17 protein-coding genes, 1 rRNA gene and 2 other annotated features are annotated in these 13,812 nt (G+C 43.7%); of the genes, 5 read left to right on the top strand and 13 right to left on the bottom strand.

Annotated elements, in window-relative coordinates:
* The first annotated feature begins 12 nt into the window (after window positions 1–12).
* Window positions 13–244 (top strand) — a sequence feature (23S ribosomal RNA rRNA prediction is too short).
* A 30-nt stretch (window positions 245–274) separates the two neighbouring features.
* Window positions 275–1,147 (top strand) — a sequence feature (23S ribosomal RNA rRNA prediction is too short).
* Window positions 1,148–1,373: 226 nt separating this feature from the next.
* A 5S ribosomal RNA gene (rrf, locus tag F890_RS06090) occupies window positions 1,374–1,488 on the top strand.
* Between the two features lie 247 nt (window positions 1,489–1,735).
* Here the strand turns inward: rrf and F890_RS06085 are convergent.
* The 5 genes from F890_RS06085 to rplM all read right to left on the bottom strand — a co-directional run bounded on the left by F890_RS06085 (window position 1,736) and on the right by rplM (window position 4,652).
* Complete coding sequence (locus tag F890_RS06085) at window positions 1,736–2,383, bottom strand: hypothetical protein (protein ID WP_004281678.1); 648 nt, start codon at window positions 2,381–2,383, stop codon at window positions 1,736–1,738.
* Between the two features lie 18 nt (window positions 2,384–2,401).
* Complete coding sequence (locus tag F890_RS06080; RefSeq protein WP_005248014.1) at window positions 2,402–2,830, bottom strand: ClpXP protease specificity-enhancing factor; 429 nt, start codon at window positions 2,828–2,830, stop codon at window positions 2,402–2,404.
* A gap of 9 nt (window positions 2,831–2,839) precedes the next feature.
* Complete coding sequence (locus F890_RS06075) at window positions 2,840–3,493, bottom strand: glutathione S-transferase N-terminal domain-containing protein (protein WP_005248012.1); 654 nt, start codon at window positions 3,491–3,493, stop codon at window positions 2,840–2,842.
* Window positions 3,494–3,823: 330 nt separating this feature from the next.
* Window positions 3,824–4,210: a 30S ribosomal protein S9 gene (gene rpsI, locus F890_RS06070; RefSeq protein WP_004281681.1), complete on the bottom strand. Its 387-nt coding sequence runs from the start codon at window positions 4,208–4,210 to the stop codon at window positions 3,824–3,826.
* 13 nt (window positions 4,211–4,223) lie between these two features.
* On the bottom strand, window positions 4,224–4,652 hold the full coding sequence (rplM, locus tag F890_RS06065) for a 50S ribosomal protein L13 (protein WP_004281682.1): 429 nt from the start codon (window positions 4,650–4,652) through the stop codon (window positions 4,224–4,226).
* Between the two features lie 305 nt (window positions 4,653–4,957).
* Here rplM and pdxA point away from each other — a divergent pair, with 305 nt between their 5' ends.
* Genes pdxA through F890_RS06050 form a run of 3 tightly spaced genes read left to right on the top strand, consistent with a single transcriptional unit; the run spans window position 4,958 to window position 7,624 of the window.
* On the top strand, window positions 4,958–5,926 hold the full coding sequence (pdxA, locus tag F890_RS06060; protein WP_005106114.1) for a 4-hydroxythreonine-4-phosphate dehydrogenase PdxA: 969 nt from the start codon (window positions 4,958–4,960) through the stop codon (window positions 5,924–5,926).
* Window positions 5,927–5,959: 33 nt separating this feature from the next.
* Window positions 5,960–6,772, top strand: a complete 813-nt coding sequence (gene rsmA / locus F890_RS06055) for a 16S rRNA (adenine(1518)-N(6)/adenine(1519)-N(6))-dimethyltransferase RsmA (protein ID WP_004645966.1) — start codon at window positions 5,960–5,962, stop codon at window positions 6,770–6,772.
* Between the two features lie 6 nt (window positions 6,773–6,778).
* Window positions 6,779–7,624 carry a symmetrical bis(5'-nucleosyl)-tetraphosphatase gene (locus F890_RS06050; protein WP_005266050.1) on the top strand — a complete coding sequence of 282 codons (846 nt, stop codon included), beginning with the start codon at window positions 6,779–6,781 and terminating at the stop codon, window positions 7,622–7,624.
* 52 nt (window positions 7,625–7,676) lie between these two features.
* On the opposite strand, the gene F890_RS06045 is transcribed toward F890_RS06050, so the two are convergent.
* From F890_RS06045 to F890_RS19220, 8 genes are all read right to left on the bottom strand, one after another.
* Window positions 7,677–8,123 (bottom strand): DUF2147 domain-containing protein, encoded by a 447-nt coding sequence (locus F890_RS06045; RefSeq protein WP_005266049.1) that lies wholly within the window; start codon window positions 8,121–8,123, stop codon window positions 7,677–7,679.
* A gap of 148 nt (window positions 8,124–8,271) precedes the next feature.
* A complete protein-coding gene (locus tag F890_RS06040; RefSeq protein ID WP_005266048.1) occupies window positions 8,272–8,721 on the bottom strand; it encodes a DUF2147 domain-containing protein in 450 nt (149 codons plus the stop codon).
* 60 nt (window positions 8,722–8,781) lie between these two features.
* Window positions 8,782–9,231, bottom strand: coding sequence for a DUF2147 domain-containing protein (locus F890_RS06035; RefSeq protein ID WP_005248004.1), 450 nt, complete (start codon window positions 9,229–9,231; stop codon window positions 8,782–8,784).
* 203 nt (window positions 9,232–9,434) lie between these two features.
* Window positions 9,435–9,881, bottom strand: a complete 447-nt coding sequence (locus F890_RS06030) for a DUF2147 domain-containing protein (protein WP_005266047.1) — start codon at window positions 9,879–9,881, stop codon at window positions 9,435–9,437.
* Between the two features lie 86 nt (window positions 9,882–9,967).
* A complete protein-coding gene (locus tag F890_RS06025; protein WP_005266046.1) occupies window positions 9,968–10,642 on the bottom strand; it encodes an LrgB family protein in 675 nt (224 codons plus the stop codon).
* 9 nt (window positions 10,643–10,651) lie between these two features.
* Window positions 10,652–11,023 carry a hypothetical protein gene (locus F890_RS06020; RefSeq protein WP_004281691.1) on the bottom strand — a complete coding sequence of 124 codons (372 nt, stop codon included), beginning with the start codon at window positions 11,021–11,023 and terminating at the stop codon, window positions 10,652–10,654.
* Window positions 11,024–11,063: 40 nt separating this feature from the next.
* Window positions 11,064–12,404 (bottom strand): ribosome rescue GTPase HflX, encoded by a 1,341-nt coding sequence (hflX, locus tag F890_RS06015; RefSeq protein ID WP_005266044.1) that lies wholly within the window; start codon window positions 12,402–12,404, stop codon window positions 11,064–11,066.
* A 77-nt stretch (window positions 12,405–12,481) separates the two neighbouring features.
* Complete coding sequence (locus tag F890_RS19220) at window positions 12,482–12,613, bottom strand: hypothetical protein (RefSeq protein ID WP_005266043.1); 132 nt, start codon at window positions 12,611–12,613, stop codon at window positions 12,482–12,484.
* 189 nt (window positions 12,614–12,802) lie between these two features.
* Here F890_RS19220 and F890_RS06010 point away from each other — a divergent pair, with 189 nt between their 5' ends.
* A complete protein-coding gene (locus F890_RS06010) occupies window positions 12,803–13,612 on the top strand; it encodes a lysophospholipid acyltransferase family protein (RefSeq protein ID WP_005266042.1) in 810 nt (269 codons plus the stop codon).
* Window positions 13,613–13,812: the final 200 nt, after the last annotated feature.

Below are 13,812 nucleotides of genomic sequence, written 5' to 3'. Positions count from 1 at the left end.
CGACAGCCTCAGAAACCAGGCCCCTGCAACTGTTTATTAAAAACATAGCACTCTGCAAACACGAAAGTGGACGTATAGGGTGTGATGCCTGCCCGGTGCTGGAAGGTTAATTGATGGGGTTAGCGTAAGCGAAGCTCTTGATCGAAGCCCCAGTAAACGGCGGCCGTAACTATAACGGTCCTAAGGTAGCGAAATTCCTTGTCGGGTAAGTTCCGACCTGCACGAATGGCATAATGATGGGGGCGCTGTCTCCAGCAGAGACTCAGTGAAATCGAATTCGCCGTGAAGATGCGGTGTACCCGCGGCTAGACGGAAAGACCCCGTGAACCTTTACTGCAGCTTGACATTGAACTTTGATCTTACTTGTGTAGGATAGGTGGGAGGCTTTGAAGTCGCGACGCTAGTTGCGATGGAGCCGTCCTTGAAATACCACCCTGGTAATATTGAGGTTCTAACTCTGTCCCGTTATCCGGGACGAGGACCATGTCTGGTGGGTAGTTTGACTGGGGCGGTCTCCTCCTAAAGAGTAACGGAGGAGTACGAAGGTGCGCTCAGCGTGGTCGGAAATCACGCGTAGAGTATAAAGGCAAAAGCGCGCTTAACTGCGAGACCCACAAGTCGAGCAGGTACGAAAGTAGGTCTTAGTGATCCGGTGGTTCTGTATGGAAGGGCCATCGCTCAACGGATAAAAGGTACTCTGGGGATAACAGGCTGATACCGCCCAAGAGTTCATATCGACGGCGGTGTTTGGCACCTCGATGTCGGCTCATCTCATCCTGGGGCTGAAGCAGGTCCCAAGGGTATGGCTGTTCGCCATTTAAAGAGGTACGCGAGCTGGGTTTAGAACGTCGTGAGACAGTTCGGTCCCTATCTACCGTGGGCGTTGGAAATTTGAGAGGATCTGCTCCTAGTACGAGAGGACCAGAGTGGACGAACCTCTGGTGTACCGGTTGTCACGCCAGTGGCATCGCCGGGTAGCTATGTTCGGAAGGGATAACCGCTGAAAGCATCTAAGCGGGAAGCCTACCTCAAGATAAGATTTCCCCGAGACTTTATGTCTCCTAAAGAGCCGTTGAAGACTACGACGTTGATAGGTTGGATGTGGAAGCATAGTGATATGTGAAGCTGACCAATACTAATTGCTCGTGAGGCTTGACTATACAACACCCAAACAGTTGTTGTACGAACTTCGAAAGAAGTGAAGCTCAATTGATTCGAAATCAAACGATCAAACTTGATTTAGTTGAAAAGCTAGATAAAATGAACAACCTAATTTAACTCAAGTATCTCTGTTAATAACTCATTTGGTACGAAGTACGGCAAACACTGCAACAGCAGTTAAATAAGACCCGAACAAGTCCATAAACAGTTGTGCTGGCGACCATAGCAAGAGTGAACCACCTGATCCCTTCCCGAACTCAGAAGTGAAACCTCTTAGCGCTGATGGTAGTGTGGGGTTACCCATGTGAGAGTAAGTCATCGCCAGCTCATTATTCCAAAATCCCCCTCCGCCAAGGCAGAGGGGGATTTTTTTGTGCGTGGAATTTTAGATAAGATATTTAACATATCTATATCTCAAAGTTGATCAGATTCTTCTGAGACAGAGAATTCCTGTTAATTTGTTTGACCTATTGGGATCTCTGTAAAACTAGCGCTATAAGAGTTTACAAGCTGATCTTATAAACCTTACAAAATAAAAAACCAGCGAATCGCTGGTTTTTTATTGCAGACTATTTTAGCCAAACACGCGCATTACGGCTGCGATTAATACCCAAAGAATGACAATCGCCACGATGGGTTCAACAATCTTTGCCCATGTTGGGGTATTGATAACAATGACTTCTTCGACATCTTGATGCTGCTGATTCTGGCTTACCATTTGATTAAACTCCTTCATTGATGCTTCCAATGATAGCTCTTCTTGCACAATTGGTTTAGAGCCTTTGAGTTCTGTTAGCTTGTTTGTTGTCCAAACCCAATCATCTGCTTGACCAGATAAATGTTCAATTTGCCCGGTCAGTAATTCCTGAATGCTATGGATATTATGGTTGCCGGTATCATGCAGTTGTTTTAATTCAATAAGCTGTAAATGAAAAATTTCTGAAGTGCTGTGCTCAAGCTGGGCTCGATCCAGAGTAGATTGATTTTCCGGACTGGTAGCGAGATGACGCACGATTTCCAGGATATATAATTCATCAGGATGATTGATTTCATTATAAATTTTTTGTGGGTTATGACGCCATTCAGTAATAAGTTTTCCTAAAGTTAAGGCATTGATTTCTGATATATATTTTCGTCTTTCTTCTTTTGTATATTCTTTTAGAAGCTCAGGCTTTTGAGTCTCTATCTGTTCAACAAAATATTGTACTAAATCAAAAGCCATTCACTTGCTCCATTATTTTTAATCTAATAGTCTTAAAGTCGGTTTTTTCTTTGGTTGTTCAGTTTGTTCTTCAGTGCTTGATTTTAAAGCATCTTCATCATTTTGTGTATGCTCATATTCACCTGGATCAAAGAATAAACCTTGACTATTTTCACGTGCATAAATGCCGAGTACTGCTGCCATAGGCACATAAATATCACGAGAAACGCCACCAAAGCGAGCCGAGAAGCTAATGGCATCATTGCTCATATGCAGCGCATGCACGGCATGTGGCACAATATTCAGAACAATCTGTCCATCTTTAATAAACTGCTCAGGAACCATGGTATTTGGGCGTGTGGCATCCACCAGCAGGTAAGGCGTCATATTGTTATCGCAAACCCACTCATAGATTGCACGTGCCATATAGGGACGGGTAGGGCTAAGGTTGAATTCTTGTTCGGACATGATGTTTCTCTATGGATGTTTGAGTTGCACTGAATAACGGTTCTTTTCCTGCAATGTCATGGATTTTACAAAGGCAGGACGACTAAAAATTCGTTGGCAATATAAATAAAACGGACGGCATTGCTGCTGTGGTAATTCTACGCCCATCTGTTTCAGACGGATAAAAATTGGTGCCAGCATACAATCCAGGATACTAAATTGTTCAGACATAAAATAGGGAAAATGTTGGAATAGTGGCATCAATGAAATCAGGATATCCTGTAACTGTTTTTGTGCCTGAGCTTTGGCTTTCTTATCCAGCGTATCAGGATGGCGTAACATGATATCAGCCAGCTTCAGCCAGTCATTTTCAAAGCGCCAGATGTATTGTCGTTGCTCTGCCCGGGGCATCGGAGCATCGGCATACAGTTTGTTCTGACGATAACGATCATCTACATATTCAGAGATAATTGAAGTATTAAATAATTTGAGTTCATTTTCGATCAGCATCGGCAATTGATTATAAGGATTGAGACTGGCCAGATCCTCATCATCGGCATCCACCAAAATCAGGTTATATTTAATCTGTTTTTCGGTAAGCACATAGCGAATCCAATGGGAACGAAAGTCATCGGCATGACTATAGAGAGTGATTCCTTGAAGAGGCGCGCTTTCGACTGACATAAATCCTGATGAGCTTCTAATGAATAGACTAGGATACTAAAATTCAACCTAAAAAGCACCAAGCATCAAAGATCAATCGGCTTGAGCCGAGGTAGATTATAAGAAAAACAACTGGAGGAAAATAAGATGCTGATCAAGCTTCCTGTCATTTTGCTGTTTATCTGTATTGGGATCGCAAATTATTATTTGATGAAGTCATTCTGGTGTCATGAAGGGGTGTGGGGTAAGGATGTGCATGAACAATAACAAGGAAAAAGGTCTAAATTACCAATTAACTACCATAAAAAACCCTGGAAAATCCAGGGTTTTTTGTCCGATTCGGTAAACGAATTAACGTTTAGAGAATTGAGGACGTTTACGAGCTTTACGTAAACCAAGTTTCTTACGTTCAACTTCACGAGCATCACGAGTAACGAAACCAGCTTGACGAAGAGCAGGTTTTAAAGTTTCGTCAGAAGCGATCAATGCACGAGTAATACCGTGACGGATAGCGCCTGCTTGACCACCAATACCACCACCAGCAACAGTGATGTAAAGGTCATATTTGTCAGTAGCTTCAAGAAGCTCAAGTGGTTGGTTAACAACCATACGAGCAGTTTCACGACCGAAATACTGTTCAAGAGTACGGTTGTTAATTACGAGTTTACCAGTACCAGCTGATAGGAAAACACGTGCAGTTGCGGTCTTACGGCGACCTGTACCATAATTAGTAGCCATGTGCTGTTATCCCTTAGATGTCCAAAACTTGTGGCTGTTGAGCAGCGTGTGGATGCTCAGTACCTGCATACACTTTCATTTTCTTGATCATTGCATAACCAAGAGGACCTTTAGGTAACATACCTTTAACAGCTTTTTCTAGAACTGCTTCTGGTTTGTGAGCGATTAACTTTTCAAAGTTAGTCTCACGGATACCACCAGGGAAACCAGTGTGGCGATAGTATTTCTTATCTTGTGACTTTTTACCAGTCACAGTGATTTCTTCAGCATTGATAACAACGATGTAGTCGCCAGTGTCAACGTGAGGAGTATAAGAAGTTTTATGCTTACCGCGTAAACGACGAGCGATTTCAGTCGCAAGGCGACCTAAAGTTTTGCCAGAAGCATCAACAACGTACCAGTCGTGTTGAACTTCAGCTGGCTTAGCGCTGAGAGTTTTCATTAAACCACTACCTATTATAGTTGGTTTGGACTATGGAATCTGTCCAAACTAAAGGAGACGCGATTCTAAACGAATACGTGAAGAATCACAAATGAAAATTAAAATTTCAAGCGCTGTATTTTATCTAATCTCCCTGGTGAAAGAAAGACCTAAGCCTTTATATGCTACAAAAACTGCAACTATATTTGTAACCATAGTTTCAATCGTATCAAAATATTGATTTATAAGTACTCTTTGCAATGATTACTACAGCGTAGGCGTGATCGGGTTATAATATTTCTCAGCTTTGCCAAATTGAGAAGATGATGCTGCCTTTATATGTCACCAGTGGGGAACCTGCCGGAATTGGTCCTGATATTTGCCTGAGTCTTGCAGATCGTGTTGATGAGCGCCCAATTGTGGTATTGGCGGATATTCATATGCTCGAGCAACGTGCTCAGGTACTCAAATTATCGGTTGAGCTGATTGAATATCAAGGACAGGAGTCATCTTCAGGCATCGGTCAGCTATTTGTAGAGCATGTTCCCGTGCAGCAAGACGTCGTATTGGGTGAGCTGAATCCGAACAATGCGGCTTATGTACTGGAGCAACTGCGTCGATCCGCAGACTATGCCATGTCAGGAAAAAGTGTCGGCGTCGCGACTGCGCCTGTACAAAAGTCCGTGATAAATGAAGCGGGCATTTCTTTTAGTGGTCATACCGAGTATTACCAGGAATTTGCTGGTGTTCCACGTGTAGTCATGATGCTGGCCACCAAAACTTTACGCGTGGCTTTGGCCACTACCCATCTTCCGCTTCGTGCCGTGGCAGATGCGATTACGCCTGAACGCTTGCATCAGGTGATTGATATTCTGATTCACGACCTGAAATCCAAATTCAAGATTGAACAGCCGAATATACTGGTTTGCGGTTTAAATCCGCATGCCGGGGAGGGCGGTTATTTGGGGATGGAAGAAATTGAAGTGATCAATCCGGTACTCGAAAGCTATCGTGCCCAAGGTATCAACATGAGTTTAAGCCTACCTGCTGATACTTTATTTACTCCAGAAAACCTAAAAGATGCTGATGCTGTTCTGGCGATGTATCACGATCAGGGCTTACCTGTGTTAAAATCACAGGGCTTTGGTGAAGCCATTAATATTACCCTCGGCTTACCGTTTATTCGAACTTCTGTTGATCATGGCACAGCACTCTCCCTTGCGGGGACGGGACTTGCGAAAAGTTCCAGCCTGCACGTTGCTGTCGATTTAGCCCTCGATCTGGCGCGCCACTGATTATTGTTCATCACTCACGTTGGAAATGTTTTTATGTATCAAATTAATGCCTTAAACCCAAAAGATGAAGGGCATCAGGCTCGAAAAAGATTTGGTCAAAACTTTTTACATGACCAGCGTGTCATTGCCAAAATTGTACGCTCAGTCAATCCGCGTCCAGGTCAGAACATTCTGGAAATTGGCCCGGGTCTGGCCGCTTTGACTTCACCTTTAATTGGTGAATGTGATGCCTTAACCGTACTTGAGCTGGATCGTGATCTGGCTGCTGGCCTGCCGGGTCGTGTGCCGCATCCGGAACGTTTAACCATTATTGAAGCCGATGCCTTGAGATACGATTATTCTCAGTTGTTCCAGGAAGATCGTCCATTACGTGTGGTCGGTAACTTGCCCTATAATATTTCAACGCCACTGTTATTCCATCTCTTGGAATTTGGTGACAAAGTGCAAGACATGCATTTCATGCTGCAAAAAGAAGTGGTAGACCGCATTACCGCATCACCCAATACCAAAGAATATGGCCGTCTGTCGGTGATGATTCAATATTTCTGTAAACCGACTTTCTTGTTCGAAGTGCCACCTGGATCTTTTAATCCGCCTCCAAAAGTAACTTCTGCGGTATTCCGTTTAGAGCCTTATAAAGTTAAACCGATTGTGGCGAAGAATGAAAAAGCGCTGGCACGTCTGGTATCTCATGTCTTTACCCAGCGTCGTAAAACCTTGCGTAACAGCTTGAAGGGTATGTTGGTCGAAGAGGGTTTTGAAAAAGCGGGTGTTGACCCGATGGCGCGTCCAGAAACCCTGACCCTTGAACAGTTTGTTGCACTTTCAGATCAAATGGTGGCTTAAATTACGATGAACCGTACTGCTCGATATAATTATGTGATTGGTGATGTTCAAGGCTGTTTTGAGGCTTTGAAAGCTTTGCTTAAAGAAATCAAGTTTGATGCAGATCGGGATTTTATCTGGTTTGCCGGAGATTTGGTTGCACGTGGTGAAAACTCAATTGCAGCATTGCGGTTTATCAAAAAGTTAGCTGAACAAGGTGCGGCTGCGACGGTCTTGGGAAATCATGATTTGACTTTGCTGGCTTATGCGCGCGGCATCAAACCGGTGAAAGAAAAAGACAATGTTCGTGATGTGATTGATGCGATCGACAGTGATGACTTGATTGACTGGCTGCGCAAACAGCCAATGTGTCTATTTCCAAATGAGCAGACTATCCTGACGCATGCTGGGATTCCGAATATCTGGAGTGCAGAAAAAACTGCTCAATTGGCACAAGAAGTCGAAGCGGTCATTGCTCATGATGACTTCGAGGTGCTGGATGATTTTCTGAAAGAAATGTTCGGGAAAGAACCCGCACTTTGGTCGGATCAGCTACAAGGCCATGAACGTATTCGCTGTATCGTGAACTACCTCACCCGAATGCGTTTAACTGACGCTGAGGGACGTCTGGAATACAGCTTTAAAGATGCGCTGGATGATCCGATGCCGGAAGGATTTAAACCTTGGTTTGAGTTTGAATCACAGGCCGCACAAACTCATCAGATCCTGTTTGGTCACTGGGCCGCCTTGAACGGTAAAACCATTTCGAACAAGATTCAGAATGTAGATGGCGGTTGTGTCTGGGGTAATCAACTCATGGCATTCCGCCTAGAAGATCAGCAGATGTTTGCAGTGGATAATCCGGTGATGTAAGTAAAGCTATTAAAAAAGCCACGTGATTACGTGGCTTTTTTAGTTTTAAAATTTAGTCTGCTCGAATCCAGGTCTGGTTACGGCCTAGAACTGAAACGCCTATGCTGGCACGTAAGGTTAAACGTTTACCGGTATTGTTTAAACGCATTTTTGCATCATAAATTTTACCTGCCAATGGATCGATAATACGACCTTTATCATAGTTCTTGGTGCCTTCAACCAGTTTTAGGCCTTTTAAAATGGTCATGCCTAAAATAGGCTGATTGGTATAAGGTGCAGGGCAGTTATTGCATTTTTCACGTGGATTATAGTCTGGGCGAGGCGTGATTTTTACAATTTTGCCTGAATAGGTATTATTTGCTTCTTTGCTAATGACGATAATCGCTTTAGCCGCCCCCGTTTTATCATCAATTTGTTGCCAAGTTCCAGTAATATCGTCTGCCCAAAGACTGGTCATGCATCCTGCTGTAAGCGCGGCAAGTAATATTTTTTTAAACATAGAGAGTCATTCCAAAGAATTTTTATCATCGCCCGCTCATGTTAGAAATCTTACTAAAATAGTCAACACTTATCTGAATACTATAGAGTTGATACACTAAAAAAAAGCTGCCAATTTGGCAGCTTTTTTGAATAATGAGAATTAGGTACTAATCTTGGCGAATCCAGGTCTGGCTACGGCCTAAAGCGGACACACCGACATAACCACGCAAGGTTAAACGTTTACCATTGGCATTTAGACGCACTCGAGCATCATAAACTTTACCTGCCAATGGATCAATCACTTTACCTTTTTCATAATTATTGGTGCCTTCCACATGTTTTAAGCCAGTCAATACATCCATGCCCAGGATCGGTTGATTGGTATAAGGCGCGGGACATTTATTGCAGGTCTTTTGTGGGGTATAGCCTGGACGTGGAGTCACTTTGATGATTTTTCCGGCAAAAGTCCCATTATCATTTTGACGAATTTCAATAATCGCTTTTGGTGAGCCGGTTTTATCATCAATTTGCTGCCAGATGCCAGTCAGATCCTGTGCATAAGCAGTTCCAGTCATCAGTGCAGCGATGAACATTAATCCTAATTTAGTTTGTTTCATTATATTTATCCCTTTTTTATAGATGAATAAAATATCCCCAACACAAAAGTGCTGTTTTTATTAATCCTGGCGAATCCAGGTTTGTGTGCGACCAATTGCAGATATCCCGATATATCCACGTAAAGTCAGTCGTTTCCCATTGGCAGAAATCCGCCCTTTTAAATCATAAATTTTGCCGGTGAGTGGATCGAGTACCCGGCCATGTGCATAGTTATTTTTGGTGGTGGGTTTCAGTCCTTTAATAACGTCTAATCCCAAAATCGGTTTATCGGTATAAGGTGATGGACATTTGACACATTTTTCTCGTGGTGTATAACCTGGGCGAGGTGTGACTTTAGTAATCGTTCCGGTATACGAGCCATCAGCCTGAGTTTTCATTTCAATCAATGCTTTAGGTGAACCAGTTTTATCATCAATCTGTTGCCAGAGACCAGATAACTCCTGAGCAAAAGCCATAGAGCCTGTGAATAAAGAAGCTGAAAAAACAGTTAAAATTGCGATTTTATACATGCGATATCCTTATCCTTATTTTTTTATGAACATTCACCTAATTCCATGTGGTGAACGATGATGCAAACTACGTTAATACACTTTCATAATCTATATTGCATGAAAAAAGCATATGTTTAATATTCATACAACTTAATGCATTAAAATGCAAGCTTCTATCTACTAAAGCATAACTCCATCACATTTTTTTAATTAAGTAGGAATTAATCCTGCTTAATCCAGGTTTGACTACGGCCAAGCGCTGATACCCCGATATAACCACGTAGAATAAGACGTTTCCCATTGGCACTTAATTTTGCCTTGGTGTTATAAAGATTCCCTGATAATGGATCAAGCAGCTTGCCTTGAGCAAAACTGTTATTGCCGACGTGCTTTAAGCCAGTGAGCACATCCAGACCGAGAATAGGTTTATTGGTATAAGGTGCAGGACAGGACACACAGTTTTCTTTCGGTGTATATCCAGGACGAGGGGTGATTTTTGTGATCTTGGCAGCATAGACGCCTGAAGCCGTTTCACGAATTTCGAGGAATGCTTTAGGTGAACCAGTTTTGTCGTCAATATTTCTACATGTCCCTGAAAGGTCAGAGGCCAAAGCCAGATGGCTGAAAGAGGCTAAAAGTAAAGTTGAAAAAAATTGAACCTTATTCATATATCTGTTCCTAGGTTGGATTAGTGTTCTTACTCTATAGTAAGAACGATTACCACACAAAACAAATGAATAATTTGATTCACTAGTCACATTTTTTGCAAATAAAGTATAAAAGTTGGCAACCAGATTGCGGTAAAGACCGCATTTACCGCCATGCCAAAAGCAGCATAACGACCTGCAACACTGCCGCGTTGCCAGGCCTGAGCTGTACCAATAGCATGTGCGGCCAGTCCTAAAGCCAGTCCGGAAGCGCGCTCATCATTGATATGTCTCAGAATAAATGGAGAAAAAGCTGCACCAATCACACCAGAAAGAATCACGATCAGAATGACCATGCTGATGGGTGCATCCAGCAGGGTGGCAATATTAATCGCAATTGGAGTAGTCACGGCACGGGTAGCAAACGCCATAATGTCTGCAGAGGACATATGCAGCAGATAAGCCAGTCCCATCGGTAAGGCGACAGCACTGATACTGGCAAAAACCAAAATGCCGATAATGGCTTTGAGCGGCAAGTCATCGTAGCGCATCGCGGCCAGAGGGATAGCCAGGGCGACGGTCACATAGCCGAGTAAATGGTTGAAGAGAGGATTAACTTCATCCATATAATTTTCATAGGGAATGCCGAGCGCAAATAAAATCGCCAGTACAAAGAACATGCTGAACACGATGACGGGAATTTGCGGTATGAACCGGTTACAGGGTTTGGCAATCAGATAGGCGCTGAGCGTAACCGCAAAGCCATACAAAATAGATAACATGCGGAACTCCTATAACCAGCGCTTGGCCATTTTGGCGTAAATCCATAAAGGAATCAGAGTGCTGAAAAACATGATGAACAGAAAGGCCGGAATTTTCTGGCCCATATGTACCAGCATCATCAGTGCACCTGCACTGACAGGCAGGAAAGCAAAGGCGCTTTCCTTCATCAGTTTGTTATTGGTATCCACGAGGCGAGCGGGGAGTTTGCCAAAGTAGCGCCAGGTAAACAGCGCAATTAAAAGACTCAATAACCCGACCAGATTGCCTAATTCAGGATGATTCAGTTGGGTCATTAACCAGACCGAAGCTTCCCGAAAGACAATAATCAGTAACAGGGTGCCGATCCATGCCGGCCAATCTATTCGTTTTATCCAGTTCATTGCTATGATCATTAATATTAATAAGTTTACTTATCAAGTTTTACTCGATCTTTGACTGGATTTCAAACGCTTCCAGTGGACGTTGAAATTGCTGCGCCTGTTTGCCTAGAATTTCATCCAAGGGTAAATGCGCCTGTTTAATCAATTGTTCCAGTTTTTGTGGCGCAATTCGAATGTGCAGATGCAGTTGGCCTTCATCATCATAATGTTCAGACTGAATCACATTCAGACCATAGAGCTGGTTACGCAGCTTGCCGTAGGCAGGTTTCAGGATTAAATCGAAGGACTGTAGTTGCCCCATCAAGGACTCATGTACCGCTTTACGCAGCAGGTCGATACCTTCGCCACTATGTGCCGAGACATAGACCCGTTCCGGTTCGCCCGGGCGTCGATAAATAATTTTGGCTTCTTCACCGCTACAGTCAATTTTATTGTAGACCTGAAGGATGGGAACATCGGCCCCAATTTCTTTCAGCACTTTGTCAACGGCTTCAATCTGTTCCAGCATCTCTGGGCTACTTGAATCAATCACATGCAGTAACAGTGTGGCTTCAACGGTTTCTTCCAGCGTTGCCTTAAAGGATTCTACCAGTGAATGGGAAAGATTACGGACAAAACCTACCGTATCGGCCAGTACCAGATTGCCGATTCCATCCCATTCCAGACGCCGTAAGGTTGGGTCCAAAGTGGCAAACAGCTGATCGGCTGCATAGACATCGCTGTTGGCGAGTAAATTAAACAGGGTAGACTTACCAGCATTGGTATAACCCACCAAAGATACCGTCGGCACAGCCGCTTTTTGACGGGCAACACGGCCTTGCATCCGGGTCTGGCGGACTTTATCAATACGTGCCTTGAGCTGTCCCATACGGATACGCAGCAAACGGCGGTCAGTTTCCAGCAGGGTTTCACCCGGACCACGTAAACCGATCCCGCCTTTCTGGCTGTCGAGATTGCCACGACTACGAATTAAACGTGAAGATAAATGTTGTAACTGTGCCAGTTCGACTTGCAGCTTACCTTCATAGGTACGGGCACGCTGGGCAAAAATATCCAGAATCAGTTCAGTACGATCGACCACGCGGCATTTGATCACCTGTTCCAGATTTCGGGCTTGGGCCGGGGTCAGGGCATGGTCAAAAAGGACCAGATTGGCCTCCAGTTCTTCAACACGTTCAGCAATTTCTTCTGCCTTGCCGGAGCCGATAAAAAATTTGGCGTCAGGTTTGACCCGCTGAGCATGAATATGTTCCAGAATTTCAGCATCTGCAGACTGTGCCAGCAAACGAAACTCTTCAGCATCAAGGTCATCCAGCATCTGTACGCTGACACTCACCAGAATGACGCGCTCTTTCCCTCGATGTTGTTGTAAATATTCCACTCAGGCCAATCTCCACTTGAAAACTTTAGTGTAGTTGAAAAAGGGCTGTGCAGATACTGAATTAGCGCGGCTTTGGTTTAGAGTACGCTGATAAACAGTTGTGCAAGTGTTACCAGTACCACGGCATAGATGAAAGTGCCGCCCAAAATATATTTGAGCACTTGTAATGATTGAGGTGTGTCGTTCGCGGGCTGGGTTTGATCTGGCATGGCTACGATCCTTTTCAATCTAATATTTCGATAGTTTTAGTTTGAATGATTTTTTAATCCAATTAAAATTGAAGATATAGATGCTATTGGTCGATTTTTATTATCAATGCAAGTTGCGAATGAACAGTATAGAATGAGTTTAATTCGTGGATATTCCCTGTATCTCGCTTAGGATTTAATGACGTTTTTATGAATTCAACTGTACAAAACCAGACTCCAGATATCGAAGGCTTGGCCAAGTTTTTTCTGTATAGCCGGAAAATTACCGCCTCATTGGCCACCATCAGTGAGGGGTTCTATTTGGTTTTTCGTCATGGCTTATATAAAAATCCGAATAACCCGACCAATACTCGCTATGTGCAACATTTTTGCCGCCAGTTATGCAAAGTATTCAATATCGAAGTGCAGGTGCATGGCGAGATTCCGCGTGAACCCGCCTTATGGGTCAGTAACCATGTGTCCTGGCTCGATATTGCAGTTCTGGGTTCAGGGGCACGCGTATTTTTTCTGGCGAAAGCAGAAATTGAGAACTGGCCGATTCTAGGCAAATTGGCCAAGGGTGGTGGCACCTTATTTATTAAACGTGGTTCAGGAGATTCCGTCAGGATCCGTGAACAAATTACCGGTTTTCTCAAACAGAATATTCCAGTGCTGTTCTTTCCTGAAGCGACGACTTCTGAGGGGCGAGCCATCAAAAAAGTGCACGGCCGGATTTTAGGCGCTGCGATTGAAGCCCAGCGTCCTGTACAAATCTGTCTGATTTGTTATGTGAATCAGCAGGGTGAACTGGATATGGTTGCGCCGTTTGTCAATGACATCAGTTTTGCTGCCCATGTCAAAAAAGTACTGGAAATGCCGCAAGTCATTGCACATTTAGTGGCTTTACCTGCAATTGCCACGGAAGGGCATACGGTTGAAAGCCTCACCCGTGTGGTTCAGGAAAAAATGCAGACAGGTTTGGTTGAACTTCAGTCACGGGTATTAAAAAAGCCTCAATAAGATAATCCGAGTTAGTTTGTAAATTGATCGACTTTAATTTTTTTATACATGGATTATAGAGGATACGTGGAAACGTCACCCGCAACTGTCTGAGGCAGGACGATATTAAAAAATGATTGTTTTTGCGATGAATCTGATCGTTGATCATAGTGGACGAGTTTTGCGGGTGACAAATGGTTTTGGCTACTTTTGCCGAAACA

Origin of the sequence: Acinetobacter sp. CIP 64.7 (genome assembly GCF_000369745.1) — a bacterium.
Taxonomy (GTDB): domain Bacteria; phylum Pseudomonadota; class Gammaproteobacteria; order Pseudomonadales; family Moraxellaceae; genus Acinetobacter; species Acinetobacter fasciculus.
Note: the sequence above shows the minus strand (reverse complement) of the source record. Positions and strands in the feature narration are given on the sequence as shown.

Coding starts and splice junctions, on each gene's coding strand:
- F890_RS06035 (WP_005248004.1), bottom strand. CDS start 9,231: ATGTATAAAATCGCAATTTTAACTGTTTTTTCAGCTTCTTTATTCACA.
- rsmA (WP_004645966.1), top strand. CDS start 5,960: ATGTATCAAATTAATGCCTTAAACCCAAAAGATGAAGGGCATCAGGCT.
- rplM (WP_004281682.1), bottom strand. CDS start 4,652: ATGAAAACTCTCAGCGCTAAGCCAGCTGAAGTTCAACACGACTGGTAC.
- F890_RS06020 (WP_004281691.1), bottom strand. CDS start 11,023: ATGAACTGGATAAAACGAATAGATTGGCCGGCATGGATCGGCACCCTG.
- F890_RS06050 (WP_005266050.1), top strand. CDS start 6,779: ATGAACCGTACTGCTCGATATAATTATGTGATTGGTGATGTTCAAGGC.
- F890_RS06030 (WP_005266047.1), bottom strand. CDS start 9,881: ATGAATAAGGTTCAATTTTTTTCAACTTTACTTTTAGCCTCTTTCAGC.
- F890_RS06045 (WP_005266049.1), bottom strand. CDS start 8,123: ATGTTTAAAAAAATATTACTTGCCGCGCTTACAGCAGGATGCATGACC.
- F890_RS06025 (WP_005266046.1), bottom strand. CDS start 10,642: ATGTTATCTATTTTGTATGGCTTTGCGGTTACGCTCAGCGCCTATCTG.
- F890_RS06010 (WP_005266042.1), top strand. CDS start 12,803: ATGAATTCAACTGTACAAAACCAGACTCCAGATATCGAAGGCTTGGCC.
- F890_RS06075 (WP_005248012.1), bottom strand. CDS start 3,493: ATGTCAGTCGAAAGCGCGCCTCTTCAAGGAATCACTCTCTATAGTCAT.
- F890_RS06085 (WP_004281678.1), bottom strand. CDS start 2,383: ATGGCTTTTGATTTAGTACAATATTTTGTTGAACAGATAGAGACTCAA.
- F890_RS19220 (WP_005266043.1), bottom strand. CDS start 12,613: ATGCCAGATCAAACCCAGCCCGCGAACGACACACCTCAATCATTACAA.
- pdxA (WP_005106114.1), top strand. CDS start 4,958: ATGCTGCCTTTATATGTCACCAGTGGGGAACCTGCCGGAATTGGTCCT.
- rpsI (WP_004281681.1), bottom strand. CDS start 4,210: ATGGCTACTAATTATGGTACAGGTCGCCGTAAGACCGCAACTGCACGT.
- F890_RS06040 (WP_005266048.1), bottom strand. CDS start 8,721: ATGAAACAAACTAAATTAGGATTAATGTTCATCGCTGCACTGATGACT.
- F890_RS06080 (WP_005248014.1), bottom strand. CDS start 2,830: ATGTCCGAACAAGAATTCAACCTTAGCCCTACCCGTCCCTATATGGCA.